Below are 26,687 nucleotides of genomic sequence, written 5' to 3' on the forward strand. Positions count from 1 at the left end.
CCGGGGCGCTTTTGACCCCTTCGGGCCTGGCCGGTAACCTGGACGCTTGATGTGCGTATTGGCTCGCTCTATCTCACGTGAGAGGTCGGTACGCCGGAGACATCAGGTCGTCGACCAGCGGTCCTCCCTTGAATTGCGTCCAAGGGTGGCCAGGCTGCTCTTCCGACCGGGTGCTCCTGTCAGGACCCACTCACTGAAAAGCGAAGGCTACGACCGTGCGTACGTACAGCCCCAAGCCCGGCGACGTCCAGCGTCAGTGGCACGTCATCGACGCGACCGACGTCGTGCTCGGCCGCCTGGCCTCCCAGGCCGCCAACCTCCTCCGGGGCAAGCACAAGGCGATCTACGCGCCGCACGTTGACACTGGTGACTTCGTCATCATCATCAACGCCGACAAGGTGCACCTGTCCGGCAACAAGAAGACCCAGAAGCTGGCCTACCGCCACTCGGGCTTCCCGGGCGGTCTGCGCTCGGTGCGCTACGACGACCTCCTGGACAAGAACCCGGAGAAGGCCGTCGAGAAGGCCATCAAGGGCATGATCCCCAAGAACAGCCTGGGCCGTCAGATGCTCTCGAAGCTGAAGGTCTACTCGGGCGACCAGCACCCGCACGCTGCCCAGCAGCCGGTGCCGTTCGAGATCACCCAGGTCGCGCAGTAATTCCGGCCACCAAGCCCCCCATCACTGAAAAGAGCTGAGGAACACCGTGGCCGAGACCACTGAAACCCTTGAGGTCGACTTCGACGAGACCGTCGTCGAGGGCGAGTACACCTCCGAGGAGAGCTACACCTCCGAGTCGCTGGCCGGCCGCTTCGGCGAGGCCGTCCCCGGCGCCGGTCTGGGCCGTCGCAAGGAGGCGATCGCCCGCGTGCGCATCGTCCCCGGCACCGGCCAGTGGAAGATCAACGGTCGCACCCTCGAGGACTACTTCCCGAACAAGGTGCACCAGCAGACCGTGAACGAGCCCTTCAAGCTCCTGGAGCTGGACGGCCGTTACGACGTCATCGCCCGCATCAGCGGCGGCGGCGTCTCCGGCCAGGCCTACGCGCTGCGCCTCGGCGTCGCCCGTGCCCTGAACGAGGCCGACGTGGACAACAACCGCGGCGCGCTGAAGAAGGCCGGCTTCCTGACCCGTGACGCCCGCGCCGTCGAGCGCAAGAAGGCCGGTCTGAAGAAGGCCCGCAAGGCGCCGCAGTACAGCAAGCGCTAATCGCGTCCCCGGGGGTGCGTTCCGCCCTGGCGGCGCACCCCCTGGATTGCGCGAAACCGTCGCCCCGGAGTACCCCGTGTACTCCGGGGCGACGTGTTCCCCGGCTACTGTGCGGCGGCCGGGATCATCGGTTGGGTTCCGAGCAGTGGTGATGGAGGACGGGACAGTGGGACGACTCTTCGGTACGGACGGCGTACGCGGCGTGGCCAACGAGGGACTGACGGCGGAGCTCGCGCTCGGCCTGTCGGTCGCGGCGGCACACGTGCTGGGCGAGGCGGGCGCCTTCGACGGCCACCGGCCGGTCGCGGTGGTGGGCCGTGACCCGCGCGCCTCGGGCGAGTTCCTGGAGGCCGCCGTCATCGCCGGTCTGGCCAGCGCCGGGGTCGACGTCCTGCGCGTCGGCGTCCTGCCCACCCCCGCCGTGGCCTACCTCACCGGCGCGCTCGGCGCCGACTTCGGCGTGATGCTGTCCGCCAGTCACAACGCCATGCCGGACAACGGCATCAAGTTCCTCGCCCGCGGCGGCCACAAGCTGGACGACCGGATCGAGGACGCGATCGAGTCCCACTACCGCAAGCACACGCTGGGCGAGGAGGACTGGAACCGTCCGACCGGCGCCGCCGTCGGCCGGGTCCGCGAGTACACCGAGGGCTTCGACAAGTACGTCGCCCACCTGATCGGCGTGCTGCCCAACCGCCTGGACGGCGTCAAGGTCGTCATCGACGGTGCCCACGGCGCGGCCGCCTACGTCGCCCCCGAGGCCTTCGCCCGGGCCGGCGCCGAGGTCGTCCACACCCTGGGGGCCGAGCCCACCGGCCTGAACATCAACGACGGCGTCGGCTCCACCCACCTGGACCGGCTGCGCGCCGCGATGAAGGAGCACAAGGCGGACTTCGGCATCGCCCTGGACGGCGACGCCGACCGCTGCCTGGCCGCCGACGCCGACGGCAACGAGGTGGACGGCGACCAGATCATCGCCATCCTCGCGGTCGCCATGAAGGAGGCCGGCACCCTGCGCGGCAACACCGCGGTGGCCACCGTGATGTCCAACCTCGGCTTCAAGCTGGCGATGGAGCGCGAGGGCGTCGAGCTCGTGGAGACGGCCGTCGGCGACCGCTACGTGCTGGAGGCCATGAAGGAGCACGGCTTCGCGCTGGGCGGCGAGCAGTCCGGCCACGTGATCCTGCTGGACCACGCCACCACCGGCGACGGCACCCTGACCGGCCTGATGCTGGGCGCCCGCCTGGCCGCCACCAAGCAGCCGCTGGCCGACCTGGCCGCCGTGATGACCCGGCTGCCGCAGGTCCTGATCAACGTCAAGGGCGTCGACAAGTCCCGGGTGAGGACCAGCGCCGAGCTGGCCGCCGCGGTGGCCGGGGCCGAGGCCGAACTGGGCTCCACCGGCCGGGTCCTGCTGCGCCCGTCGGGCACCGAGCCGCTCGTCCGGGTCATGGTCGAGGCCGCCGACCCGGCGCAGGCCGAGGCGGTCGCGCAGCGGCTCTCCGAGGCCGTGCGCACCCACCTGGGCTGAGCCCGCGGAACCGCGCAGGGCCCCCGCCGGTGTCGGCGGGGGCCCTGTGTCGTGGGGCGCTCACGGGGCCTGCGGCGCAGGCCCGCTGTCGTACGGTCAGAGCTTGCGCAGCAGCGCCCGGCGGACCTTGTGGTCCGCGCCCTTCTGCAGGATCAGGGTGGCCCGGCCGCGGGTCGGCAGCACGTTCTCCAGCAGGTTGGGCTTGTTGATGGTGCGCCAGACCTGTCGGCCGTACTCCATCGCCTCCTCCTCCGGCACCTCGGTGAAGCGGCGGAAGTAGGAGTTCGGGTCCTGGAAGGCGGTCTGCCGCAGCTTGCGGAAGCGGTCCAGGTACCAGTGCTCGATGTCGTCGGTCCGGGCGTCGACGTAGATCGAGAAGTCGAAGTAGTCGGCCACCGCGAGGCGGGTGCGGCCGTCGGTGCCGGGCAGGGCCGGCTGGAGCACGTTCAGGCCCTCGACGATCAGGATGTCCGGGCGCTCCACGGTCAGCCGCTCGTCCGGGACGATGTCGTACACCAGGTGCGAGTAGACCGGGGCGCTGACGCGCTCCTTGCCCGCCTTCACGTCCGCGACGAAGCGCATCAGCGCCCGGCGGTCGTACGACTCGGGGAAGCCCTTGCGGGCCATCAGGCCGCGGCGGCGCAGCTCGGCGTTGGGCAGCAGGAAGCCGTCGGTGGTGACCAGTTCGACCCGGGGGTGCTCCGGCCAGCGGGCGAGCAGCGCCTGCAGCAGGCGCGCGGTGGTGGACTTGCCGACGGCGACCGAGCCGGCCACGCCGATGATGAACGGGGTCCGGGTGCGCTCGGTGTCCGGGGTGTCCAGGAAGGTGCCCAGGGCGCCGCGCAGATCGTGCGTGGCGTGGATGTACAGGTTCAGCAGCCGGGACAGCGGCAGGTAGACGTCCCGGACCTCGTCCAGGTCGAGGGCGGTACCGAGGCCGCGCAGCCGCTCCACCTCCTCGGCGGTCAGCGGCAGCGGCGTACGCTCGCGCAGCGCGCTCCACTCGGCCCGGCTGAGGTCCACGTAGGGGGACGGTGACGGGCCGGGCGTGGCGGCGCCCCGCGTACAGAGTTCGGTCAGCACATGCTCCATTGTGAGCCGTGGCGGCGTTCACGGTGGTTGTGGTGTCGGTCACGCAGCGTTCGCGAGAAGCGGGAAAACGGCCACAGAACCGCCCTTATGCTGGCACGCATGTGCGGAATTGTTGGATACGTGGGCGCGCAGTCCGCCCTCGACGTAGTTATCGCAGGCCTGCAGCGCCTGGAGTACCGGGGTTACGACTCGGCCGGTGTCGCGGTGCAGGTTCAGGACTCCGACGGGCAGTGGAGCCTGTCGACCGACAAGCGGGCCGGGAAGCTCGCCAACCTGGAGAAGTCGCTCGCCGAGAACCCTCTGCCCGGCGGCACCACCGGCATCGGCCACACCCGCTGGGCCACCCACGGCGGCCCGACGGACGCCAATGCCCACCCGCACCTGGACGACGACCTGCGGGTCGCCGTGGTGCACAACGGCATCATCGAGAACTTCGCCCAGCTGCGCGCCGAGATCGCCGAGCGCGGCCACACCCTCCGGTCCGAGACCGACACCGAGGTCGTCGCCCACCTCCTGGGCGAGTCCTACCAGGGCGACCTCGCCGAGGCCATGCGGGTGGTCTGCCGTCAGCTGGAGGGCGCCTTCACCCTCGTCGCCGTGCACGCGGACGCGCCGGACGTCGTCGTGGGCGCCCGCCGCAACTCGCCGCTGGTCGTCGGCCGCGGCGAGGGCGAGAACTTCCTCGCCTCGGACGTCGCCGCCTTCATCGCGCACACCCGCGAGGCGATCGAGCTGGGCCAGGACCAGGTCGTCGAGCTGCGCCGCGAGGGCGTGACCGTCACCAACTTCGACGGCACCCCGGCCGACGTGCGCGAGTACCACGTCGACTGGGACGCCTCGGCCGCCGAGAAGGGCGGCTACGACTACTTCATGCTCAAGGAGATCGCCGAGCAGCCGAAGGCCGTCGCCGACACCCTGCTCGGCCGGATCGGCACCGACGGCCGGCTGACCCTCGACGAGCTGCGCATCTCGGACGCCGACCTGCGCTCGGTGGACAAGGTCGTCATCGTCGCCTGCGGCACCGCCTTCCACGCCGGCATGATCGCCAAGTACGCGATCGAGCACTGGACCCGCATCCCCTGCGAGGTCGAGGTCGCGTCCGAGTTCCGCTACCGCGACCCGATCATGGGCCCGGGCACGCTGGTCATCGCCATCTCGCAGTCCGGCGAGACCATGGACACCCTGATGGCCCTGCGGCACGCCCGCGAGCAGGGCGCCAAGGTGCTGGCGATCTGCAACACCAACGGCTCCACCATCCCGCGCGAGTCGGACGCGGTGCTGTACACGCACGCCGGTCCGGAGGTCGCGGTCGCGTCCACCAAGGCGTTCCTCACCCAGCTGGTCGCCTGCTACCTGGTCGCCCTCTACCTGGGCCAGGTGCGCGGCACCAAGTGGGGCGACGAGATCTTCGCCGTCATCAAGGAGCTCGGCGACGCGCCGAAGCAGGTCGAGCAGGTCCTGGAGACCATGGAGCCGGTGCGCGAGCTGGCCCGCTCGCTGGCCGACGCCCGCTCGGTGCTGTTCCTCGGCCGCCACGTCGGCTTCCCGGTGGCCCTGGAGGGCGCGCTCAAGCTCAAGGAGCTGGCGTACATGCACGCCGAGGGCTTCGCGGCGGGCGAGCTCAAGCACGGCCCGATCGCGCTGATCGAGGAGGGGCTGCCGGTCGTGGTGGTCGTCCCCTCGCCGCGCGGGCGGTCGATCCTGCACGACAAGATCGTCTCCAACATCCAGGAGATCCGGGCCCGCGGCGCCCGCACGATCGTGATCGCCGAGGAGGGCGACGAGGCGGTCGTGCCGTACGCGGACCACCTGATCCGCATCCCGGTCACCCCGACCCTGCTCCAGCCGCTGGTCTCCACCGTCCCGCTGCAGGTCTTCGCCTGCGAGCTGGCCACGGCCAAGGGCCACGAGGTCGACCAGCCTCGCAACCTGGCGAAGTCGGTCACCGTCGAGTAGCCGGGACCTTCCGACGACGGCGTCCCTGCGGTGGCTGCGTCCTACCGCAGGGGCGCCGTGTCGAGCGTGAAGGAGAACGGGGCGGGCAGGTCGATGGGTTTGCCGAAGTCGGTCTGGGTGTGTGCCGTGTAGTCGCCGTTCTCGGGGTCGGTGAACAGCGTGACCTTGCCCGCCGTGCGGTCGAGCAGCAGGTAGCAGGGGATGCCTGCGGCCGCATAGCCCCTGCGCTTGGGCTCGCGGTCCTTGTGCGGGTTGGTCGAGGTGATCTCGAATACCAGCAGGACCCCTTCCGCGGGGGCCCACGAATCGGCGTGCTCGAAGTGGCCGACCGGGCTCAGCGTGCCGTCAGGGATGAACCGCCCCTTCGGTGTGATCAGTCCCTTGTTGCCGGAGATGTCCAGCTCGGCCTCGGCCTTGCGCATGAACTGGCGGGTGAGCAGCGAGAACGCAGTCTCGTGTGCCCCGTCCGGTGGCGGCGTCACGACGATCTCCCCTTCGATCAGTTCAGCCTTGAATCCCAGCGGTGTGTCCAGCTCCAGAAACGCCTGGAGGACGCTGTCCTCGCCCAGCGGGTGCTCGACTGCCGGCATGGCGACCATGGCCCTTCTCCCTCCTGTGGGTCCGCGCCGAACCACAAGGTAGGCATACGGACCGACACCGGTGGGGGATCGAAGTGGTTGTCACTCGAAAGTGTGCCGCAAGCCCGGCTGCCGCGGAGCCGTGACGCGGGCTAGCGTCGGCGGTAGCCGCGCCTGCCGAAGGAGTCCCCATGCGTCATGCACACCCTGTGGAAACCGTCCGGGCCGCCGAGGGCGCGCTGATGGCGCGGCTGCCGGAGGGCACCCTGATGCAGCGTGCGGCCGCGGGGCTGGCCGTGACCTGCGCGCGGCTGCTCACCCGGCGTCGGGGGCGGGTGTACGGGAGCCGGGTGGTGGTGCTGGCGGGCAGCGGGGACAACGGGGGTGACGCGCTGTACGCCGGGGCCGCGCTGGCCCGGCGCGGGGCCCGGGTGACGGCGGTGCTGCTGGCGCCGGAGCGGGTGCACGCGGGCGGGCTGGCCGCGCTGCGGGCGTCCGGCGGACGGGTGACGGCGGAGCAGGACGTCGGCCTGGCCGACTTCTCGCGCGCGGACCTGGTGCTGGACGGGATCGTCGGCATCGGCGGCCGGGGCGGGCTGCGCCCCGGGGCGCAGCCGTACGCGCGGGCCGAACGGCGCGGGGTGGTGGTCGCCGTGGACCTGCCCAGCGGGGTGGACGCCGACACCGGGGAGGTGCCGGGAGCCGCGCTGCGCGCGGACGTCACGGTCTGCTTCGGCACGTACAAGCCCGGCCTGCTGGTCGACCCGGGGGCCTCGTACGCGGGTGCCGTGCAGCTGGTCGGCATCGGGCTGGAGCCGCCGGAGGCGGAGGTGACGGCCCTGCAGCACGCGGACGTGGCGGCGCTGCTGCCGCTGCCGGGCGCGGAGAGCGACAAGTACCGGCGCGGCGTGGTCGGGGTGGCGGCCGGCTCGGCGAGGTACCCGGGGGCGGCGCTGCTGGCGGTCGCCGGGGCGCTGCGGGGCGGCGCGGGCGCCGTCCGGTACGTGGGCACCGCGGCCGAGGAGGTGGTGCGGCGCTTCCCGGAGGCGCTGGTCACCGAGGGCGGGCCGGCCGGTGCCGGGCGGGTGCAGGCCTGGGTGGTCGGCCCGGGCGGCGGCGAGGGGGCGCGGCAGGCGCTGACCGAGGCGCTGGCGGGCGACGTCCCGGTGCTGGTGGACGCGGACGGGCTGACCGAGCTGGGCCGGCTCGGCCCGGAGGCGCTGGCCGGCCGTACCGCGCCGACCCTGCTCACCCCGCACACCGGCGAGGCCGCCCGGCTGCTCGCGGGCGCCGAGGGCACCCCGCCGCCGGCCGCCGACGACCTGGCCGCGGCCCGGCTGACCACCGCCCGCCGACTGGCGGCCGCCTACCGCGCGACCGTGCTGCTGAAGGGCTCCACCACCGTGGTCGCCGATCCGGGCGGAGCCGTCCGGGTGAACCCGACCGGCACCTCCTGGCTGGCCACGGCGGGCAGCGGCGACGTCCTGGCCGGGCTGGCCGGCGCCCTGCTGGCGGCGGGCCTGTCGCCGCTGGACGCCGCCTCGGTGGCCGCCTACCTGCACGGACTGGCGGGCCGCGAGGCGGCCGGCACGCCCGGCGCGCCGGTGACGGCACTCGCGGTGGCCGAGGCGCTGCCGGCCGTCTGGCGTGCCGTCCGGGAGGACTGACCGGCGGAACCGAGCGCTCCGTCCGCGGCGTCCGAGGAGGGTACGACGAGCGGCCCGGCCGACCACCGCCCGCGGCCCGTCGGCCGCCGCACCGACGGGCCGTTCGGCGAGGACTCCGGGACGTCTGGGAGACTGACCCTGATGACAACTGCGAACACGACCGGCACAGCCACCCTGACCGACGGCGTACGGGCCGAGGCGACCATCGATCTCGCCGCCCTGCGCGGCAACCTCGCGGCGCTGCGCGAGCGCGTCGGCAGCACGGCGGTGATGCTCGCGGTCAAGGCGGACGCCTATGGCCACGGCGCGGTCGAGTGCGCCCGCGAGGCGGTCGCGAACGGGGTCGGCTGGCTCGGCTGCGCGACGCCCGACGAGGCGCTGGCGCTGCGGGCCGCGGGCATCGGCCCCGAGCGGGCCCGCATCCTGTGCTGGCTGTGGACGCCCGGCGGGCCGTGGCGCGAGGCGCTCCGGGCCGACCTGGACATCTCGGTCAGCGGCCGGTGGGCGCTGGACGAGCTGCTCCCGGCCGTGCGCGAGACCGGCATCCCGGCGCGCGTGCACCTGAAGGCCGACACCGGCCTCGGCCGCAACGGCTGCCAGCCGCACGACTGGCCGCAGCTGGTGGCCGCCGCCCGGCGCGCCGAGGCCGACGGGCTGCTCACGGTGGTCGGCGTCTGGTCGCACTTCGCGGCCGCCGACGAGCCGGGCCACCCGTCGATCCGGGCCCAGCTGGACTCCTACCGCAGCGCGCTGGCCGTGGCCGAGGCGGCCGGGTTGCGCCCCGAGGTGCGGCACCTGGCGAACTCGCCGGCCACCCTGCTGCTGCCGGAGTCGCACTTCGACCTGGTCCGCACCGGCCTGGCCGCGTACGGGCTGTCGCCGGTGCCCGAGGTGGGCTCGCCGGCCGACTTCGGGCTGCGCCCGGTGATGGCGCTGACCGCGCGGCTCGCGCTGGTCAAGGAGGTCCCCGGCGGGCACGGCGTCAGCTACGGCCACCACTACACGACCCCCGGCCCGACCACCCTGGGCCTGGTCCCGGTCGGCTACGGCGACGGCGTCCCCCGGCACGCCAGCGGCACCGGGCCGGTGCAGATCGGCGGCAAGTGGCGCACCGTGGCCGGCCGGGTGGCGATGGACCAGTTCGTCGTGGACCTCGGCGGGGACACCCCCGGGATCGGCGACGAGGCCCTGCTGTTCGGCAACGGCGAGCGCGGCGAGCCGACCGCCGAGGACTGGGCCCGCGCCTGCGGCACCATCTCGTACGAGATCGTCACCCGGATCGGCGCCCGGGTGCCCCGCCGCTACCTGGGCGGCAGCCACCCCCGGGTGCCGTCGGCATGACCGAGACGCCGACCGGGGACGGAGCGGTCGCGGCGGTCGCCAAGGCGGCCGGCGCGGCCTCCGGGGTGAGCCGGGCGGGCGTGATCGGGATCTCGGTCGGTGTGCTGGCGGCCGGTGCGGCCGCGGGTGTGGCGATCGAGCGGCTGACGGTCGGCCGGGCGATGCGCCGCCGGGCCAGGGCCGAGCTGGACGCCGGTGCCCCGTACGGCTCGCTGCGCGGGCGCCCGCGCACGGTGACCGCACCGGACGGCACCGAGCTGTACGTGGAGCTGGACGGCACCGGCTGGGACTCGCCGGACGGCGCCGGGGACCGCCCCGGGCCCGACGGGCGGGCGAGCGGCGCCGAACCACTGACGGTGGTGTTCTGCCACGGCTACTGCCTCAACCAGGACAGCTGGCACTTCCAGCGGGCCGCGCTGCGCGAGGGCATGCGGCTGGTCTTCTGGGACCAGCGCAGCCACGGCCGCTCCGAGCGCTCCCGCACGTACCTGGCGGGCGAGCCTGCCAGCATCGACCAGCTGGGCGGCGACCTCAAGGCGGTGATCGACGCCGTCGCGCCGACCGGACCGCTGGTGCTGGTGGGCCACTCGATGGGCGGCATGACGGTGATGGCGCTGGCCGACCAGGCCCCGGAGCTGTTCCGGGAGCGCGTCGCCGGGGTCGCCCTGATCGGCACGCTCGCGGGTGACTGGAACGAGGTCAACCTCGGCCTGCCGACGGCCGGCGCGAAGCTGTTCAAGAAGGTCGCGCCCGGGGTGGTGAGGCTGCTGGGCCGCCAGGTGGACCTGGTGGAGGCGACCAGGCGGCTGGGCTCGGACGTGACCGCGGTCTTCTACCGGAAGTTCTCCTTCGGGAGCCGGGACGTCGACCCGGGCGTGGTGCGCTTCGCCGAGCAACTGCTGGACGCCACCCCGATCGACGTGGTCGCCGAGTTCTACCCGGTCTTCGGGGCGCACGAGAAGTACGAGGCGCTGGCCGCGCTGCGCGGTCTGCCGGTCCTGGTGCTGGCCGGGACGAAGGACCTGCTGACGCCCTCGGCACACAGCGAGGCGATGGTCGCGCGGCTGCCGGGCGCCGAGCTGGTGCTGGCCGAGGGGGCCGGGCACCTGGTGATGCTGGAGCGACCGGAGCCGGTCGACCGCGAGCTGGCCCTGCTGCTGCGCCGGGCCGCCGAGTCCGCCGGGGCCGCGCCGCTGCCCGCGGCCGTCCTCGACCTGGCTCGGGAACGGGTGGCCGAGTCGGCCGTCGCGCCGTCCGCCGAGTCGGCCGTCGACCCCGTCTGACAGCCCGTCCCGACACCCGCCCGCCGCACCCGGGAGCGGCGATGTGGCACGGTAGCGGTGGCGGCCGGTGGTCGGCGCGCCGGTACGGACCGAAGGGCAAGAATCGCGCATGGGCTCGCACGCCACTCTCACCGTCCCCACCCCGGACCGGATGGGCCGGCTCGGCCGGGAGCTGGCCGCGCTGCTGCGGCCGGGTGACCTGGTGCTGCTCTCCGGCGAGCTGGGAGCCGGGAAGACCACGCTGACCCGCGGTTTGGGGGAGGGACTGCAGGTCCGCGGGGCGGTGACCTCGCCGACCTTCGTGATCGCGCGGGTGCACCCCTCGCTGGTCGGCGGCCCGTCACTGGTGCACGTGGACGCGTACCGGCTGGGCGGGGACCTGGACGAGATGGAGGACCTCGACCTGGACGTCTCGCTGCCGGAGTCGGTGATCGTGGTCGAGTGGGGCGAGGGCAAGGTCGAGCGGCTGTCCGAGGACCGGCTGGAGGTCCGGATCGAGCGGGCCCTGGGCGACACCGCCGGGGACGACCACGACCCCCGCCGGGTGGTGCTGACCGGCATCGGCCCGCGCTGGGCGGACGTGGAGCTGGCGAAGCTGGCGTAGCCGCGTGTCCGCGCGGCCCTCCGGCCGCGCGGCGGGTCGCGCCGACTTGCCGACGGACTGTCGGCAAGATGTTGCGGGCCGGGTGCCGGGCGTGGTGGGATGGGTGCTGCGGTTAGGTCTGCCTAACTAGGGAGGCGCCATGTCGAGCACCACCCCCGCCCCGGAGCGCGCCGTCCGCGCCGCCGGGGCCGGAGAGTCCGCCCGCCCCGCTCCGGGGGAGCCGATGCGGGCGCTGCTGGCCGCCTGCGCGGCCGCCGAGGCGGTGTCCACACCGCCCGAACCCGCGCCCAGGCAGGCCGAGGAGCCCGAGGCGGAGACACCCCGGGCCGCGTGAGGGGCCCGCTCTTCGTGATGCGGGGTGCGTCCCCCGGGCGCTAGGCGACCACGACCACCTTGGTGCCGTTCGGCGCGAAGTCCCAGAGCAGCTGGCCCTCGGCGCGGCCGCTGCGGATGCCGCCGGTCTTGGCCTTCGGGTCGGCGGTCGGGGTCGTGCCGTCCACCGCCGCGCTGAAGCCGAACACCACGCCGCTCTGCTGCGCGAAGCGCACCACGTGCTCGATCTGCCGGCCGTCCGTGCCCGTCGTGGTCGGTGTGCGGCTGGTCACCGCGTAGCTGCCCGGGGCCGGCTCGACCGTGCCCGGGATGACCGGGAAGGCGGCCGCGACCTGCGGGTTCTTCTTCGGGTCGACCAGCCAGACGTAGTGCGCGCTGACCGAGTAGACGACCCGCGTGCCCGCGCCCGAGGTGGCCGGCAGCGGCGGGACGGTCGGGGTGGCCGAGGCGGTCGGCGCCGGCGCGGTGGCCGTGCCGGCCGCCGTGGTGGTGACGGTGGGCTTGGCACCGCCGGCCCGGTCCTGGGCGCCGTTGGCCTGGAAGGCCAGCAGGCTCACCACCGCCAGGGCCCCCAGGGTCAGCCCCGTGACCACCACTCCAGGACCCATCTTCGCCACGTGCGCTCCCGCTGCCGTCCCATTCCGTACGGCCTTATCGTGCCAGGTCCGTCCGTCCGGTTCGCAGCGCCTCGGATGTGTGTTCCCGGCTGGCACACCTTGCCGATCGGCCGGTCGGCCCAACGTCGGTCTAACCTTGACCCGTGCTGCTGCTCGCGTTCGACACCGCTACCCCCGCCGTCACCGCCGCCGTCCACGACGGCACCGCCGTCCTGGCCGAGACCCACCAGGTCGACGCCCGGCGCCACGGCGAACTGCTGCTGCCCGCGATCGACCGGGTCCTGCGGACGGCCGGGGTGGACAAGCACCGGCTGACCGGGATCGCGGTCGGCGTCGGTCCGGGCCCGTACACCGGCCTGCGGGTCGGCCTGGTGACCGCCGCCGCGCTGGGCCACGCCCTCGGGCTGCCGGTGCACGGCGTCTGCACCCTGGACGCGATCGCCTTCCAGGCCCGCGCCGAGGGCCTGGCCGGGCAACCGTTCACGGTCGCCACCGACGCGCGCCGCAAGGAGGTCTACTGGGCCTCCTACGACGCCGAGGGCCGCCGCAGCGAGGGCCCCGGCGTGGACCGCCCCGCCGAGCTGGCAGCGCGGCCGCGCGCCGTCGGCGCCGGTGCGCTGCTCTACCCCGACGCCTTCCCGGACGCGCACGGCCCCGAGCACGTGTCGGCCGGCGCCCTGGCCGGCTTCGCCGCCGCCGAGCTGGCCGCCGGGCGCGAGCTGCTGCCGAACGTCCCGCTGTACCTGCGCCGCCCGGACGCCCAGGTGCCGGCCGGCTACAAGACGGTTCTGGGGGGCAAGGCGGTGCTGCCGGCGTGAACCACGGCACCACCCTGCGCCCGATGCGCTGGTGGGACATCGCGCCGGTGATGGAACTGGAGCAGCGGCTCTTCCCCGAGGACGCCTGGTCCACCGGGATGTTCTGGTCCGAGCTGGCCGAGGCCCACCCCGGCGGCACCCGCCACTACACCGTCGCCACCGCCGCCGACGGCGCGATCGTCGGCTACGCCGGGCTGATGGCGATCGCCGGCGAGGGCGACGTCCAGACCATCGCCGTCGACGATCGCCACCAGGGCGCCGGCCTCGGCACGGCGCTGCTCACCGACCTGATCCGGGAGTCCGTCCGGCGCGGCTGCGCCGAACTGCTGCTGGAGGTGCGGGTGGACAACCCGCGCGCCCAGCGGCTGTACGAGCGCCACGGCTTCGAACCGGTGGGCATCCGGCGCGGCTACTACCAGCCCGCCAACGTCGACGCGCTGGTGATGCGCCTCGACCACCCCCGCACTGACAGCACTGACCCGAAGGACATTGAGGACACCCGCCATGGCTGACGAACCGCTCGTCCTCGGCATCGAGACCTCCTGCGACGAGACCGGCGTCGGCATCGTGCGCGGCACCACGCTGCTGGCCGACGCGGTCGCCTCCAGCGTGAACGACCACGCCCGCTTCGGCGGCGTCGTCCCGGAGATCGCCAGCCGCGCCCACCTGGAGGCGATGGTCCCGACCATCCAGCGCGCGCTGGACACCGCCGGGGTCAAGGCGACCGACCTGGACGGCATCGCGGTCACCGCGGGCCCCGGCCTGGCCGGCGCGCTGCTGGTCGGCGTCAGCGCCGCCAAGGCGTACGCCTGGGCGCTGGAGAAGCCGCTGTACGGGGTCAACCACCTCGCCTCGCACATCTGCGTCGACCAGCTGGAGCACGGCCGGCTGCCCTCGCCGACGATGGCCCTGCTGGTCTCCGGCGGGCACTCCTCGCTGCTGCTCAGCGAGGACATCACCACCGACGTGCGCCCGCTCGGCGCGACCATCGACGACGCGGCCGGCGAGGCCTTCGACAAGGTCGCCCGGGTGCTCGGCCTGGGCTTCCCCGGCGGCCCGGTGGTCGACCGGACGGCCCGCGAGGGCGACCCCAAGGCGATCGCCTTCCCGCGCGGCCTGTCCGGCCGGAACGACCCCGAGTACGACTTCTCCTTCTCCGGCCTGAAGACCGCCGTCGCCCGCTGGGTGGAGGCCAAGCGCCGGGCCGGCGAGGAGGTGCCGATCGCCGACGTGGCGGCGTCCTTCCAGGAGGCGGTCACCGACGTGCTCACCCGCAAGGCCGTCAAGGCCTGCAAGGACAACGGCGTCGACCACCTGATGATCGGCGGCGGTGTGGCGGCCAACTCGCGGCTGCGCGAGATGGCCCAGCAGCGCTGCGACCGGGCCGGCATCCGGCTGCGGGTGCCCCGGCCGGGCCTGTGCACCGACAACGGCGCGATGGTCGCCGCGCTGGGCGCCGAGATGGTGTGGCGCGACCGCGCTCCGTCCTCCCTCGACCTCTCCGCCGACTCCTCGCTGCCGGTGACCGACGTCCACGTGCCGGCTGCGGGCATCGGGCACGGGGACCTCCACGGCCAGGCCTACGACGCCCTCGGCGGCGGCGCCGCGTGACCGTCGCCGCGATGTGGGAGGCCCGGGCGGCAGTCGGCCGGGGAGCCGAACTCGCCGCCTGGGTCCGGGAATCGGCGCTGCCGGCGGTGCGCGGTGCGGCCGGGCTGGAACGCGCCGAGCTGCTCTCCGCACCGGGCGAGCGGGTGCTGCTGATCACCTGGTGGAGCGGCGAGCCGGTGCCGGTCGCCGACCCGCCGGCCGAGCTGCTCGGCCGCCCGGTGCACCGCTGGTCCTTCACCAGCGAGCACGTCGAACGGGCCCTGCCCGTCGAATAGGCCTTCAGCGGGAACCGGGACCCCGGCCGTTACCGTGCATAGCTGAGAGGAAGCTGGACGGGAACCGGGAGCGCGGTGCGGTGAGCAGGAACGGGCTGAGCAGGACCAGGACGTACGCGGCGGGGGCGCTGGCCTTGCTGGCGTTCGCCACCGCGTGCGGCGACGACGGCGGCGGCAGCGCCGCCCCGGCGGCCGGCACGACGGCGCCGGCCGCGTCCAAGCCCAGCGGAGCCGCGCCCGCCCCGACCGGCGGCGCCGCCACCGCCGGGGCCACCGCCCCGGCGGGCGCCGACGCGGCGGCCTGGGCGAAGTGGAACCTCACCCCGCTCGCACCCGCCCCGGCACCGCCCGCCGACAAGCCCGTCAAGCTCCAACGGACCGGCCCGGTGCCGGTGTTCAGCGAGGTGAAGACGAGCGACAAGGTCGTCTTCATCACCATCGACGACGGCGCCGAGAAGGACCCGAAGTTCGTCGAGATGCTGACCGACCTCAAGGTGCCGATCTCGATGTTCCTGACGAAGGACATCGTCAAGAACGACTACGGCTACTTCAAGCCGCTCCAGGCCCTGGGCAACCACGTGCAGAACCACACTGTCACCCACCCGGTGATGAGCAAGCTCCCGGCCGACAAGCAGAAGTCCGAGATCTGCGACGACCAGGCCGCGCTCACCCAGCAGTACGGCACCGCCCCGCTGCTGTTCCGCCCGCCGTTCGGCGACGGCGCCAACACCCCGACGCTCAACACCTCGGTGCAGGAGTGCGGGCCGCGCGCGATCGTGCTGTGGCGCGAGTCGATGCAGATCCACGACATGCAGTACCAGGCGGCGGACAAGAAGCTGAAGCCCGGCGACATCGTCCTGGCGCACTTCCGCGGCCCCAAGGAGCTCAAGGGCGCCACGATGACCCAGATGTTCGGCGACCTGCTGGCCCGGATCCAGGAGCAGGGCTTCTCGGTGGCCCGGCTGGAGGACTACATCCAGGCCCCGGCCTCGTAAACCGGCGTTCCCCTCGCCGTCAGGACGCCCGGACCGGCTGCCCCAGCATCATCAACGGGCCGTGGTCGGTGCGGCTGAGGATCACCGTGACGGTGTTCGGTCCGGAGGGCTTGAGCTGGCGGCGCAGCTCCTCCGGGGTGATCGCCATCCCGCGCTTCTTGATCACCACGGTGCCGACGGCGCGCTCGCGCAGCAGCGCCTTCAGCTTCTTGATGTGGAAGGGCAGCACGTCGGTGAGCTCGAAGGCGTGCGCGTACGGGGTGGCGACCAGCTCGTCGGAGGTCAGGTAGGCGATCTTCGGGTCGATCAGCCGGCCGCCGACCTGCTCGGCGACCTCGGCCACCAGATGGGCCCGGATCACCGCGCCGTCCGGTTCGTACAGGTAGCGCCCGACCGGGCCGGCCGGCGGGTCGGGCAGGTCGCCGCCGGTCAGACTGGCGGCCCGGGGCAGCAGGGTGGCGCGGTGCGGGTGGGCGGCCTTGGTGCCGAACCAGAGCACCGCCTCCTTGACGTCGCCGTGGTCGGAGACCCACTCGGCCTCGGCGTCCGCCGGGACGGCCTCGTGCGGGATGCCCGGCGCGACCTTCAGCGCCCCGATCGGGGTCCGCCGGCCCGCCTCGATCGCCCAGGACAGCGGCGGGGCGTACGCCTCCGGGTCGAACACCCGGCCGCGCGAGGTCCGCCGGGCCGGGTCGGTGAACACCGCGTCGTAGCTGGCGACGTCCACCTCGGCGACGTCCGCGCAGCGCACTTCGACCAGCTCGGCCAGGCCCAGCGCGGCGGCGTTCGCGGCGGTGGCGGCGCAGGCCGCCGGGTCCTTGTCGACGGCCAGCACCTCGATGCCCGCCCGGGCCAGCGCCAGCACGTCCCCGCCGATGCCGCAGCACAGGTCCGCCAGCCGCCGTACGCCCAGCTCGGCGAAGCGCCGGGCCCGCCACTCGGCCACGCTGCGCCGGGTGGACTGCTCGACCCCGTTCGGCGTGAAGTACATCAGGTCCGCGTCCGCCCCGAACTTCGCCCGCGCCCGCTGCCGCAGCCGCGCCTGCCCGAAGGCCGCCGACACCAGCTCCGCCGGGTGCTCCCGCCGCAACCGGGTGGCCAGCGCCAGCTCCTCCTCGGGGGTGAACTCGCGCAACTCGGCGAGCAGGGCCTGGCCTTCGGGGGTCAGCAGGGGCTGGAGGTTCTCGGTGTCCACGGGCCCATTCTCGCGGGTCGGCGCGACGCCGCACTCACCGGAAGATCCCCGGGCAGAGCAGTACGGGGATCACGAAGGGGGCGGTGGCACGAGTGTGCAGAGGGCGCCGGTGGTCGCACGTGAGTACGGCCGCTCATCCGTGAGCCGGTACTGCCCGGGCGCGCCGTTGGCACTCTGGTTGACTGAGTGCTAACACGGGCCTATGGTCGTCCTTGGCACTCCCCACCGGGGGAGTGCTAACGCGAAGAAGCGTGTCTGACCCCCGCGACGGCAGGCTCGCAGGCTCGCCCCTACCCGTTAGAAAACCCCGTAATCTCCGAAGGGGAGCTCGGACGTGACCACCAGCAGCAAGGTTGCCATCAAGCCGCTTGAGGACCGCATCGTGGTCCAGCCGCTCGACGCCGAGACGACCACGGCCTCCGGCCTGGTCATCCCGGACACCGCCAAGGAGAAGCCCCAGGAGGGCGTCGTCCTGGCCGTCGGCCCGGGTCGCTTCGAGGACGGCCAGCGTCTGCCGCTCGACGTCGCCGTCGGTGACATCGTCCTGTACTCGAAGTACGGCGGCACCGAGGTGAAGTACCAGGGCGAGGAGTACCTGGTTCTCTCCGCCCGCGACGTCCTCGCGATCATCGAGAAGTAAGACGTCCCGACCCGCCCCGGATCCGTGTCCTTCGTGACAGTGGCCCGGGGCGCGGTTGTTGGCTCACGTTGTTCAGCGGTCGGTGGGCCGGCCGCAGCCCCGAGGGAATAGGGAACATGGCGAAGATCCTGCAGTTCGACGAGGACGCCCGCCGCTCGCTGGAGCGCGGTGTCAACAAGCTGGCCGACACCGTCAAGGTGACCATCGGCCCCAAGGGCCGCAACGTCGTCATCGACAAGAAGTTCGGCGCCCCGACCATCACCAACGACGGTGTCACCATCGCCCGTGAGGTCGAGCTGGACGACCCGTACGAGAACCTTGGCGCGCAGCTCGTCAAGGAGGTCGCCACCAAGACCAACGACGTCGCGGGTGACGGCACCACCACCGCCACCGTGCTGGCCCAGGCCCTGGTCAACGAGGGTCTGCGCAACGTCGCCGCCGGTGCCGGCCCGGCCGCCCTGAAGAAGGGCATCGACAAGGCCGTCGCCGCCGTCTCCGAGCACCTGCTGTCCGTCGCCCGCGAGATCGAGGGCAAGGACGACGTCGCCGCCGTCGCGTCCCTCTCCGCGCAGGACACCCAGGTCGGCGAGCTGATCGCCGAGGCGATCGACAAGGTCGGCAAGGACGGTGTCATCACCGTCGAGGAGTCCAACACCTTCGGCGTGGAGCTGGACTTCACCGAGGGCATGCAGTTCGACAAGGGCTACCTGTCGCCGTACTTCGTCACCGACGCGGAGCGGCAGGAGGCGGTCCTGGAGGACCCGTACATCCTGATCAACCAGGGCAAGATCTCCTCCATCCAGGAGCTGCTGCCGCTGCTGGAGAAGATCCTGCAGGGCGGTGCCTCCAAGCCGCTGCTGATCATCGCCGAGGACGTCGACGGCGAGGCGCTGTCGACCCTGGTCGTGAACAAGATCCGCGGCACCTTCAACGCCGTCGCCGTCAAGGCCCCGGGCTTCGGCGACCGCCGCAAGGCGATCCTCGGCGACCTGGCCACCCTGACCGGCGGCACGGTCATCTCCGAGGAGGTCGGCCTCAAGCTCGACCAGGTCGGCCTGGACGTGCTGGGCACCGCCCGCCGCGTGACCATCACCAAGGACGAGACCACGGTCGTCGACGGTGCCGGTGACGCCGAGGCCGTGGCCGGCCGCGTCGCCCAGATCAAGGGCGAGATCGCCGCCACCGACTCCGACTGGGACCGCGAGAAGCTGCAGGAGCGCCTGGCCAAGCTGGCCGGCGGCGTCTGCGTCATCAAGGTCGGCGCCGCCACCGAGGTGGAGCTGAAGGAGCGCAAGCACCGCCTGGAGGACGCCATCTCGGCGACCCGCGCCGCGGTCGAGGAGGGCATCGTCGCCGGTGGTGGCGCCTCCCTGGTCCACGCCGCCAAGGTGCTGAACGACGGCCTGGGCCTGTCGGGTGACGAGGCCACCGGTGTCGCCGTGGTCCGCAAGGCGCTGCACGAGCCGCTGCGCTGGATCGCCCAGAACGCCGGCCTGGAGGGCTACGTCATCACCTCCAAGGTCTCCGAGCTGGAGATCGGCCAGGGCTACAACGCCGCCACCGGCGAGTACGGCGACCTGGTGAAGGCCGGCGTCATCGACCCGGTCAAGGTCACCCGCTCCGCCCTGGAGAACGCCGCCTCGATCGCCTCCCTGCTGCTCACCACCGAGACCCTCGTGGTGGAGAAGAAGGAGGAGGAGGCCGACAACGGTCACGGCCACTCCCACGGTCACGGCCACTCCCACTGAGGCCCGAGCCACTGACCGGAGGCCCGGTCCGCGCCCCGCGAGGGGAGGCGGGCCGGGCCTCCGGCCGTTGTCCGCCCGCCCGTAGGGCCGTACGGGCTCGTGGCGGGCGCCGCCCTTGAGGGTTCAACTATCAGTAGAATTTTGCATAACGCAAAGATTGCCTTATAACTGAGGCATGATCGAGGCCCGCCACCTGCGCGTCCTGCGTGCCGTCGCCCGCACCGGCTCCTTCTCCGCCGCCGCCCGGGAGCTGGGGTGCACCCAGCCCGCCATCAGCCAGCAGATGAAGGCGCTGGAGAAGTCCGTGGACACCCCGTTGGTGGTCCGCTCGGGCCGCGGGATGCAGCTCAGCGAGGCCGGGCGGGTCCTGCTCAAGCATGCCACCGGGATCCTGGCCGGGCTCTCCGCCGCCGAGGAGGAGGTGGCCGCGATCGCCGGGCTGCGGGCCGGGCGGGTGCGGTTGGTGTCCTTCCCGACCGCGAGTTCCACCCTGGTGCCGCCCGCCGTCGCCCGGCTGCGGGACGGCCATCCGGGGGTGCGCGTGTCGCTGGTCGAGGCGGAGCCGCCGGAGTCGCTGGCGATGCTGCGCGGCGGCGAGTGCGAGATCGCGCTGGCCTTCCGCTACCCGCACTCCGACGGCGCCGCCGCGCTGCCGGCGCCCGCCCACGGCACGCCGCGCGAGGCGCGGGCCGAGGCCAATCTGGAGGCCCAGCAGCTGACGGCCGGCACCGACTGGTCCGATCTGGTGGTCACCCCGTTGCTGGACGACCCGCTGGTGGGCCTGCTGCCCGCCGCCCACCCGCTGGCCGGGCGGGGCGGGGCGGTGGAGCTGGCCGAGCTGGCGGGGGAGCAGTGGATCGCCGGCTGCCCGCAGTGCCGGGGGCACCTGGTGGAGCTGTGCGCGGGTGCCGGGTTCGAGCCCCGGATCGACTTCGCGACGGACGACTACCCGGCGGTGGTCGGCCTGGTGGCGGCCGGGCTCGGAGTGGCGGTGCTGCCCCGGCTGGCGCTGCAGTCGGTGCGTCCTGACGGCGTGTCGACGGTGCCGGTGCGGACGGCGTCGGGGGCGCCGGCGGTGCGCCAGGTGGTCGCGCTGACCCTGTCGGACCTGGCCGAGGTGCCGGCCGTGGCCCTGATGCTGGAGCGGCTGGCGGGGGCGGCGGCCGCCCGCTGACGGCTGGTCCCGGGGGAGGGTGGATCCCCCTACCGGCCGCGAACGCCCTGAGGCGCCGCGAAGAAACGTTTCTTCACGGCGCGCCGCGGAGTCGGATCTAGTGCTGTGCGACCGCCGGCGGCGTCAGCGGGACCTCCACCAGCCGGTGCCGCGAGCGGCCCAGCATCTCCTCGCGCTCGTCCTCCGTCATCCCGCCCCAGACGCCGTACGGCTCGCGGACCGCCAGCGCGTGCGCCGCGCACTCGGCGATCACCGGGCAGCGCATGCACACCTCCTTGGCGCTGGCCTCGCGCGAGCTGCGTGCGGCCCCGCGTTCGCCCTCGGGGTGGAAGAAGAGCGAGCTGTCCACGCCACGGCAGGCTGCGGAGAGCTGCCAGTCCCAGAGGTCCGCGTTGGGACCGGGGAGGCGGGAGAAATCTGCCATGGCTCATTCCCTTCAGAGGCCGTCGGCCGTCGGCCGGGCGCTCGGCGGGCTGCTGCCGAGCGGTACGGCGGGGCTTCGATGCACTGGTGTGGACACCTGGAAATATGACTTAAGGCAACTCCATGGACAAGTCACCCACACACCGGCACAACAGTCAATGACCATACGAAAGCTATAAAAACGGGCAAAGTGGGCAATGGTCTTCGGCGGGCGCGGACGTGGCAATCGGGTGGCCGACGGGCGCGCGGACGCCCCGAAACGGTGTGCGGGTCGTGCGCCGACCGCGCGCGAGCTGCGCAAAAGTGCGGCGTGTGCACCGCGATGCGGCTGATCCGTAATGGGTTGGCCACGTACAGTGGTGGAGATGGCCCTGAAGGCCGTAACTCATTCGAGTGACGGTCGTTGGAAGTGCGGAGGCGGTTAGCGGGCGCCGGACGTCGGGAACGATCGCGGGCAAGTTGGGGCGATCAGCACGGAGTCTGTCGCCGATCGGCCGTGTCGGAGAGGTTCGTACCAGCCAGGAGGCTCAACGTGACGCGGATCAGCTGCGGAGGACGACGGTCATGACTTCCGTTCTCGTTTGCGACGATTCCCCGCTCGCCCGCGAGGCGCTTCGCCGCGCGGTCGCGACCGTACCCGGTGTGGACCGGGTCACCACCGCGACGAACGGGGAGGAGGTCCTCCGCCGCTGGGTGGCCGACCGCTCCGATCTCGTTCTGATGGACGTCCGGATGCCCGGCCTCGGCGGGGTCGAGACGGTCCGGCGGCTGCTGTCCGCCGACCCGGGCGCGCGGATCATCATGCTCACCGTCGCCGAGGACCTCGACGGTGTCGCGCTCGCGGTGGCCGCGGGTGCCCGCGGGTACCTGCACAAGGACGCCTCGCGCGCCGAACTGCGGGCCACCGTCACCCAGGCCCTCGCCGACCCGACCTGGCGGCTCGCGCCGCGTCGGCTGCGCAGCCCCGACATGGGCGCGGCGCCGACCCTGACGGCGCGTGAGATCCAGGTGCTGGAGGGCATGAGCCACGGCCGCAGCAACGCCGAGATCGGGCGCGAGCTGTTCCTGTCCGAGGACACCGTCAAGACCCACGCCCGACGGCTGTTCAAGAAGCTCGGGGCCTCCGACCGCGCGCACGCGGTGGCGCTGGGCTTCCGCTGGGGCCTGGTCCGCTGACCGCCGGCGGCGCCGCCGGGTGCGGCGCACCGCCGGTGGTCTCCGGAACGGGCGCCGCACAGGCGTGTGACGTTACGGTCCCGAGGTTGCACCATGGAGGAGTGGAGCACCTCGGGGACCAGCGGACAGGCACTGCGGCGAACCACGCAGCCGCAGGACACTCGGCGGACGGCACGACGGACGGGACCACCGACGGCGGGGCGGGAGGCGGCACGGTGCAGGAGGGGCCGGTGGTGCGCGGCACGCCCCACGGTGCGGCAGCGCATAACGTTCCGGTGCACAACTCCGGACGCGGTGCCGCGTTTTCCCGCTCGACCAGGCACCATGGACCGATGCGCGACGACGTCGCCGGCGCAGCCGGCCAGGCGGACCCGGTGGAGGCCGAGCCCTCCGACCCGGGTCACGATCCGTCGTACGCCGATGCGGGCGGTCCGGGTGGCCCCGGTGTTCCGGGGGGTTCGGGCGGCTCGGGAGCCGCGGTCGGGCCGGTCCGTCCGCCGGTGATCGGTTCGAGTGGCTCGCCGTTGGTGGGTGAGCTGGTCGCGGCCGCGGTGCGCGGCGAGGGCCCGGCGATCGACGCGCTGCTCGCCTACGTCCACCCGCTGGCGCTGCGGTACTGCCGCGCCAAGCTGGTCCGGCTGCCGGGCGGGGCCCGGCACCACGTGGACGACGTCGCCCAGGAGGTCTGCGTGGCGGTGCTCTGCGCGCTGCCCCGGTACAAGGACCAGGGGCGGCCGTTCGAGGCCTTCGTGTACGGGATCGCGGCGCACAAGATCGCCGATCTGCAGCGGGCCGCGATGCGCGGGCCCGGCTCGACCGTCGTCCCGCAGGACGACCTGCCCGAGGTGCCGGACGAGGCGCTCGGCCCGGAGGAGCAGGCGCTGCTGAGCAGCGACGCGGCCTGGGCCAAGGAGCTGCTGTCCAACCTGCCGGCCCGTCAGCGCGAGCTGGTGCTGCTGCGGGTGGCCGCCGGGCTGTCGGCGGAGGAGACCGGCGAGGTGCTCGGGATGTCGCCGGGCGCCGTCCGGGTCGCCCAGCACCGGGCGCTCAGCCGGCTGCGGGCGCTCGCGGAGGAGTCCTCCTGAGCTGGGCCCCTTGGTGCGGGTAGGTCTTCGGGGGTTGCCCGGGCGGCCGGAATGAGCCTTCGGGCGGGGTTGTTGTCAAGGGCACACGAGGACACATTCGCGGTGCCAGTACCATGGGGTATCGGCGCCTGGGCGGGTTGCCAAAGTTTCACGGGTGCGCGCAGGGTCTTCTTGGAGGATCCTCCCATTGCATCCGGCTTCGGTGGTCTGCGCGAGTGAGCGATGAATGCGCCCGCACCGTCAGGGCGTGAGCGGATTAGGCCGGCCACGGAAGGTACCCCCCAAATGTCTTACAACGCCGCAGGCGTACCCGAGAAGTTCGCCATGCTCGGGCTCACGTTCGATGACGTCCTGCTGCTGCCCGGGGCCTCCGAGGTGCTGCCGAACCAGGTGGACACCTCCTCGCGGGTCTCCCGGAACGTCCGTGTGAACATCCCGCTGCTCTCCGCGGCGATGGACAAGGTCACCGAGTCGCGGATGGCCATCGCGATGGCGCGCCAGGGCGGCGTCGGCGTGCTGCACCGCAACCTCTCGGTCGAGGACCAGGTCAACCAGGTGGACCTGGTGAAGCGCTCCGAGTCCGGCATGGTCAGCGACCCGATCACGGTCGGCCCGGACACCACGCTGGCCGAGGCCGACGCGCTGTGCGCCAAGTTCCGCATCTCCGGCGTCCCGATCGCCGACGAGGCAGGCAAGCTGCTCGGCATCGTCACCAACCGCGACATGGCCTTCGAGTCGGACCGCAGCCGCCAGGTCCGCGAGATCATGACCCCGATGCCGCTGATCACCGGCAAGGTCGGCATCTCCGGCGTGGACGCGATGGCGCTGCTGCGCCGCCACAAGATCGAGAAGCTGCCGCTGGTCGACGACGAGGGCCGGATCAAGGGCCTGATCACCGTCAAGGACTTCGTGAAGGCCGAGCAGTACCCGAACGCCGCCAAGGACGCCGAGGGCCGGCTGCTGGTCGGCGCCGCCGTCGGCGCCAGCGCCGAGGCGTTCGACCGGGCCCAGGCCCTGGTCGAGGCCGGCGTGGACTTCCTGGTGGTGGACACCTCGCACGGCCACAGCCACAACGCGCTGGCCTGGATCGCCAAGATCAAGTCGGCCGTCGGCGTCGACGTGGTCGGCGGCAACGTCGCCACCCGGGACGGCGCCCAGGCGCTGATCGACGCCGGCGTGGACGGCGTCAAGGTCGGCGTGGGCCCCGGCTCCATCTGCACCACGCGCGTGGTCGCCGGCATCGGCGTCCCGCAGATCACCGCCATCTACGAGGCCGCGGTGGCCTGCCAGGCGGCCGGCGTGCCGGTCATCGGCGACGGTGGCCTGCAGTACTCCGGCGACATCGGCAAGGCGCTGGCCGCCGGCGCCGACACCGTGATGCTCGGCTCGCTGCTGGCCGGCTGCGAGGAGTCCCCGGGTGAGCTGATGTTCATCAACGGCAAGCAGTTCAAGTCGTACCGCGGCATGGGCTCGCTGGGCGCCATGCAGTCCCGCGGCCAGGGCCGCTCGTACTCCAAGGACCGCTACTTCCAGGCCGAGGTCGCCTCGGACGACAAGCTCGTCCCCGAGGGCATCGAGGGCCAGGTGCCGTACCGCGGTCCGCTGTCGGCCGTGCTGCACCAGCTGGTCGGCGGTCTGCGCCAGACCATGGGCTACGTCGGCGCCGCCACCATCGGTGAGATGGAGAGCAAGGGCCGCTTCGTCCGGATCACCTCGGCGGGCCTCAAGGAGAGCCACCCGCACGACATCCAGATGACCGTCGAGGCGCCGAACTACTCGACGCGGTGAGCGGGGGGCCGGTGGCCTGAGTGTCGAGGAGGGTCCGTCGCTGCGGTGCAGGGGCGGGCCCTCCGGCGTGTCCGGGGTCGCGGTGGCGGGGCTCTTCGGGGTGTCCGGGGAGCGGGCCGTCGGGGCGGTGCCTGCTCCGGTACGGGATACTGGGGGCGGCCGGGGTGACCCGGCGGGCATGAGCAACACAGCAGAAGGGCTCGAAGTGACTGAGATCGAGATCGGGCGAGGCAAGCGCGGCCGCCGGGCGTACGCCTTCGACGACATCGCCGTCGTCCCCAGCCGCCGTACCCGGGACCCGAAGGAGGTCTCGATCGCCTGGCAGATCGACGCCTACCGCTTCGAGCTGCCGTTCCTGGCCGCCCCGATGGACAGCGTGGTCTCGCCGCAGCAGGCCATCGCCATCGGCCGCCTCGGCGGCCTGGGCGTGCTGAACCTGGAAGGCCTGTGGACCCGCTACGAGGACCCGCAGCCGCTGCTGGACGAGATCGCCTCGATCACCGACGCGTCCACCGCGACCCGCCGCCTGCAGGAGATCTACGCCGCGCCGATCCGCGCCGAGCTGATCAAGCAGCGGATCCAGGAGGTCCGTGACTCCGGTGTCGTCACCGCCGCCGCGCTCTCGCCGCAGCGCACCGCCGAGTTCTCCAAGGCCGTGGTGGACGCCGGCGTCGACGTCTTCGTCATCCGCGGCACCACCGTCTCGGCCGAGCACGTCTCCGGCGCGGCCGAGCCGCTCAACCTCAAGCAGTTCATCTACGAGCTGGACGTCCCGGTGATCGTCGGCGGCTGCGCCACGTACACCGCGGCGCTGCACCTGATGCGGACCGGCGCGGCCGGCGTGCTGGTCGGCTTCGGCGGCGGCGCCGCCCACACCACCCGCAACGTGCTGGGCATCCAGGTGCCGATGGCGACCGCGGTGGCGGACGTGGCGGCGGCTCGTCGCGACTACATGGACGAGTCGGGCGGGCGCTACGTGCACGTGATCGCGGACGGTGGGGTCGGCTACAGCGGGGACATCCCGAAGGCCGTCGCCTGCGGTGCGGACGCGGTGATGATCGGTGCGGCGCTGGCCCGTGCGACGGATGCCCCGGGCAAGGGGTTCCACTGGGGCATGGAGGCCGTCCACGAGGAGCTGCCGCGCGGCAAGCGGGTGGACCTCGGGACCGTCGGCACCACCGAGGAGATCCTGACCGGGCCCTCGCACACGCCGGACGGGACCATGAACCTGTTCGGGGCGCTGCGGCGGGCGATGGCGACCACGGGGTACACGGAGCTCAAGGAGTTCCAGCGGGTCGAGGTGACGGTGAATCCGGCGCTTGACCACCGCTGAGGGTGGCTTGGGGCCCCTGCCGAGGTGATCGGTGGGGGCCTTTGGGCTGTTCGGGGGGCGTGCCGTGCCGCTGCGCGGGGCTGGGGGGTGGGTGGTGGCTTTCGGGAGGGTGGGGGGTCGGGGGGGGGGGGGGGGGGGGGGGGGGGGGGGGGGGGGGGGGGGGGGGGGGGGGGGGGGGGGGGGGGGGGGGGGGGGGGGGGGGGGGGGGGGGGGGG

General features: G+C 73.1%; 26 protein-coding genes. 21 read left to right on the forward strand and 5 right to left on the reverse strand.

The annotated features are described in order from the left end of the window. Positions 1 to 215: 215 nt before the first annotated feature. The 3 genes from rplM to glmM all read left to right on the forward strand — a co-directional run bounded on the left by rplM (position 216) and on the right by glmM (position 2,740). The gene (gene rplM / locus ACIRD3_RS26430) at positions 216 to 659 is read left to right on the forward strand and encodes a 50S ribosomal protein L13 (RefSeq protein ID WP_035848207.1); all 444 of its coding nucleotides are present in this window, start codon (positions 216 to 218) and stop codon (positions 657 to 659) included. A gap of 46 nt (positions 660 to 705) precedes the next feature. After that, positions 706 to 1,209, forward strand: coding sequence for a 30S ribosomal protein S9 (gene rpsI, locus ACIRD3_RS26435; RefSeq protein WP_402221221.1), 504 nt, complete (start codon positions 706 to 708; stop codon positions 1,207 to 1,209). Positions 1,210 to 1,375: 166 nt separating this feature from the next. Continuing rightward, the gene (gene glmM, locus ACIRD3_RS26440) at positions 1,376 to 2,740 is read left to right on the forward strand and encodes a phosphoglucosamine mutase (RefSeq protein ID WP_402221223.1); all 1,365 of its coding nucleotides are present in this window, start codon (positions 1,376 to 1,378) and stop codon (positions 2,738 to 2,740) included. 96 nt (positions 2,741 to 2,836) lie between these two features. Here the strand turns inward: glmM and coaA are convergent, their stop codons facing one another. After that, entirely contained in the window at positions 2,837 to 3,832 is a 996-nt protein-coding gene (gene coaA, locus ACIRD3_RS26445) for a type I pantothenate kinase (protein WP_402221225.1), read from the reverse strand. Positions 3,833 to 3,931: 99 nt separating this feature from the next. Here coaA and glmS point away from each other — a divergent pair, with 99 nt between their 5' ends. Next, positions 3,932 to 5,788: a glutamine--fructose-6-phosphate transaminase (isomerizing) gene (gene glmS, locus ACIRD3_RS26450; protein WP_402221226.1), complete on the forward strand. Its 1,857-nt coding sequence runs from the start codon at positions 3,932 to 3,934 to the stop codon at positions 5,786 to 5,788. Positions 5,789 to 5,829: 41 nt separating this feature from the next. Here the strand turns inward: glmS and ACIRD3_RS26455 are convergent, their stop codons facing one another. After that, positions 5,830 to 6,378, reverse strand: coding sequence for a Uma2 family endonuclease (locus ACIRD3_RS26455; protein WP_402221270.1), 549 nt, complete (start codon positions 6,376 to 6,378; stop codon positions 5,830 to 5,832). Positions 6,379 to 6,557: 179 nt separating this feature from the next. Between ACIRD3_RS26455 and ACIRD3_RS26460 the strand changes: the two genes are divergently transcribed. The 5 genes from ACIRD3_RS26460 (at position 6,558) to ACIRD3_RS26480 (ending at position 11,595) form a co-directional block, all read left to right on the forward strand. Beyond that, a complete protein-coding gene (locus ACIRD3_RS26460) occupies positions 6,558 to 8,033 on the forward strand; it encodes an NAD(P)H-hydrate dehydratase (protein WP_402221227.1) in 1,476 nt (491 codons plus the stop codon). A gap of 141 nt (positions 8,034 to 8,174) precedes the next feature. Beyond that, positions 8,175 to 9,374 (forward strand): alanine racemase, encoded by a 1,200-nt coding sequence (alr, locus tag ACIRD3_RS26465; protein ID WP_402221229.1) that lies wholly within the window; start codon positions 8,175 to 8,177, stop codon positions 9,372 to 9,374. Beyond that, positions 9,371 to 10,657, forward strand: a complete 1,287-nt coding sequence (locus ACIRD3_RS26470) for an alpha/beta fold hydrolase (RefSeq protein ID WP_402221231.1) — start codon at positions 9,371 to 9,373, stop codon at positions 10,655 to 10,657. Before alr ends, ACIRD3_RS26470 begins: the two co-directional genes overlap by 4 nt. A 109-nt stretch (positions 10,658 to 10,766) precedes the next feature. Then, positions 10,767 to 11,261, forward strand: coding sequence for a tRNA (adenosine(37)-N6)-threonylcarbamoyltransferase complex ATPase subunit type 1 TsaE (gene tsaE / locus ACIRD3_RS26475; protein ID WP_402221233.1), 495 nt, complete (start codon positions 10,767 to 10,769; stop codon positions 11,259 to 11,261). Positions 11,262 to 11,400: 139 nt separating this feature from the next. Next, positions 11,401 to 11,595, forward strand: coding sequence for a hypothetical protein (locus ACIRD3_RS26480; protein WP_402221236.1), 195 nt, complete (start codon positions 11,401 to 11,403; stop codon positions 11,593 to 11,595). Positions 11,596 to 11,635: 40 nt separating this feature from the next. Here ACIRD3_RS26480 and ACIRD3_RS26485 read toward each other — a convergent pair whose 3' ends face one another. After that, positions 11,636 to 12,202: a hypothetical protein gene (locus ACIRD3_RS26485; protein WP_402221272.1), complete on the reverse strand. Its 567-nt coding sequence runs from the start codon at positions 12,200 to 12,202 to the stop codon at positions 11,636 to 11,638. Positions 12,203 to 12,354: 152 nt separating this feature from the next. On the opposite strand from ACIRD3_RS26485, the gene tsaB reads away from it, so the two are divergent. The 5 genes from tsaB to ACIRD3_RS26510 all read left to right on the forward strand — a co-directional run bounded on the left by tsaB (position 12,355) and on the right by ACIRD3_RS26510 (position 15,910). Continuing rightward, the gene (gene tsaB / locus ACIRD3_RS26490; RefSeq protein ID WP_402221238.1) at positions 12,355 to 13,029 is read left to right on the forward strand and encodes a tRNA (adenosine(37)-N6)-threonylcarbamoyltransferase complex dimerization subunit type 1 TsaB; all 675 of its coding nucleotides are present in this window, start codon (positions 12,355 to 12,357) and stop codon (positions 13,027 to 13,029) included. A gap of 23 nt (positions 13,030 to 13,052) precedes the next feature. Beyond that, entirely contained in the window at positions 13,053 to 13,541 is a 489-nt protein-coding gene (gene rimI, locus ACIRD3_RS26495; RefSeq protein ID WP_402221275.1) for a ribosomal protein S18-alanine N-acetyltransferase, read from the forward strand. Further along, positions 13,534 to 14,640, forward strand: a complete 1,107-nt coding sequence (gene tsaD, locus ACIRD3_RS26500) for a tRNA (adenosine(37)-N6)-threonylcarbamoyltransferase complex transferase subunit TsaD (RefSeq protein WP_402221240.1) — start codon at positions 13,534 to 13,536, stop codon at positions 14,638 to 14,640. The genes rimI and tsaD overlap by 8 nt, the downstream gene beginning before the upstream one ends. Then, entirely contained in the window at positions 14,637 to 14,915 is a 279-nt protein-coding gene (locus tag ACIRD3_RS26505) for a hypothetical protein (RefSeq protein WP_402221242.1), read from the forward strand. The genes tsaD and ACIRD3_RS26505 overlap by 4 nt, the downstream gene beginning before the upstream one ends. Before the next feature lie 80 nt (positions 14,916 to 14,995). After that, on the forward strand, positions 14,996 to 15,910 hold the full coding sequence (locus ACIRD3_RS26510) for a polysaccharide deacetylase family protein (RefSeq protein ID WP_402221244.1): 915 nt from the start codon (positions 14,996 to 14,998) through the stop codon (positions 15,908 to 15,910). Positions 15,911 to 15,929: 19 nt separating this feature from the next. Here ACIRD3_RS26510 and ACIRD3_RS26515 read toward each other — a convergent pair whose 3' ends face one another. After that, positions 15,930 to 17,105, reverse strand: a complete 1,176-nt coding sequence (locus ACIRD3_RS26515; protein ID WP_402221247.1) for a methyltransferase domain-containing protein — start codon at positions 17,103 to 17,105, stop codon at positions 15,930 to 15,932. Positions 17,106 to 17,439: 334 nt separating this feature from the next. Here ACIRD3_RS26515 and groES point away from each other — a divergent pair, with 334 nt between their 5' ends. The 3 genes from groES to ACIRD3_RS26530 all read left to right on the forward strand — a co-directional run bounded on the left by groES (position 17,440) and on the right by ACIRD3_RS26530 (position 20,667). Continuing rightward, the gene (groES, locus tag ACIRD3_RS26520; protein WP_014136232.1) at positions 17,440 to 17,745 is read left to right on the forward strand and encodes a co-chaperone GroES; all 306 of its coding nucleotides are present in this window, start codon (positions 17,440 to 17,442) and stop codon (positions 17,743 to 17,745) included. A gap of 116 nt (positions 17,746 to 17,861) precedes the next feature. Continuing rightward, positions 17,862 to 19,493: a chaperonin GroEL gene (gene groL, locus ACIRD3_RS26525; RefSeq protein WP_402221250.1), complete on the forward strand. Its 1,632-nt coding sequence runs from the start codon at positions 17,862 to 17,864 to the stop codon at positions 19,491 to 19,493. A gap of 175 nt (positions 19,494 to 19,668) precedes the next feature. Further along, positions 19,669 to 20,667 carry a LysR family transcriptional regulator gene (locus ACIRD3_RS26530; protein ID WP_402221253.1) on the forward strand — a complete coding sequence of 333 codons (999 nt, stop codon included), beginning with the start codon at positions 19,669 to 19,671 and terminating at the stop codon, positions 20,665 to 20,667. 97 nt (positions 20,668 to 20,764) lie between these two features. Here ACIRD3_RS26530 and ACIRD3_RS26535 read toward each other — a convergent pair whose 3' ends face one another. Further along, positions 20,765 to 21,091 carry a WhiB family transcriptional regulator gene (locus tag ACIRD3_RS26535; RefSeq protein ID WP_030055868.1) on the reverse strand — a complete coding sequence of 109 codons (327 nt, stop codon included), beginning with the start codon at positions 21,089 to 21,091 and terminating at the stop codon, positions 20,765 to 20,767. 563 nt (positions 21,092 to 21,654) lie between these two features. Between ACIRD3_RS26535 and ACIRD3_RS26540 the strand changes: the two genes are divergently transcribed. The 4 genes from ACIRD3_RS26540 (at position 21,655) to ACIRD3_RS26555 (ending at position 26,472) form a co-directional block, all read left to right on the forward strand. Beyond that, on the forward strand, positions 21,655 to 22,266 hold the full coding sequence (locus tag ACIRD3_RS26540) for a response regulator transcription factor (protein ID WP_014136228.1): 612 nt from the start codon (positions 21,655 to 21,657) through the stop codon (positions 22,264 to 22,266). A gap of 503 nt (positions 22,267 to 22,769) precedes the next feature. Beyond that, on the forward strand, positions 22,770 to 23,351 hold the full coding sequence (shbA, locus tag ACIRD3_RS26545) for an RNA polymerase sigma factor ShbA (protein ID WP_402221278.1): 582 nt from the start codon (positions 22,770 to 22,772) through the stop codon (positions 23,349 to 23,351). Positions 23,352 to 23,636: 285 nt separating this feature from the next. Next, positions 23,637 to 25,139 (forward strand): IMP dehydrogenase, encoded by a 1,503-nt coding sequence (guaB, locus tag ACIRD3_RS26550; protein ID WP_402221257.1) that lies wholly within the window; start codon positions 23,637 to 23,639, stop codon positions 25,137 to 25,139. A gap of 205 nt (positions 25,140 to 25,344) precedes the next feature. Continuing rightward, positions 25,345 to 26,472, forward strand: a complete 1,128-nt coding sequence (locus ACIRD3_RS26555; RefSeq protein WP_402221259.1) for a GuaB3 family IMP dehydrogenase-related protein — start codon at positions 25,345 to 25,347, stop codon at positions 26,470 to 26,472. Positions 26,473 to 26,687 lie beyond the last annotated feature (215 nt).

The organism is Kitasatospora sp. NPDC093550 (genome assembly GCF_044764985.1).
In the GTDB taxonomy this organism is placed as follows: Bacteria; Actinomycetota; Actinomycetes; order Streptomycetales; family Streptomycetaceae; genus Kitasatospora.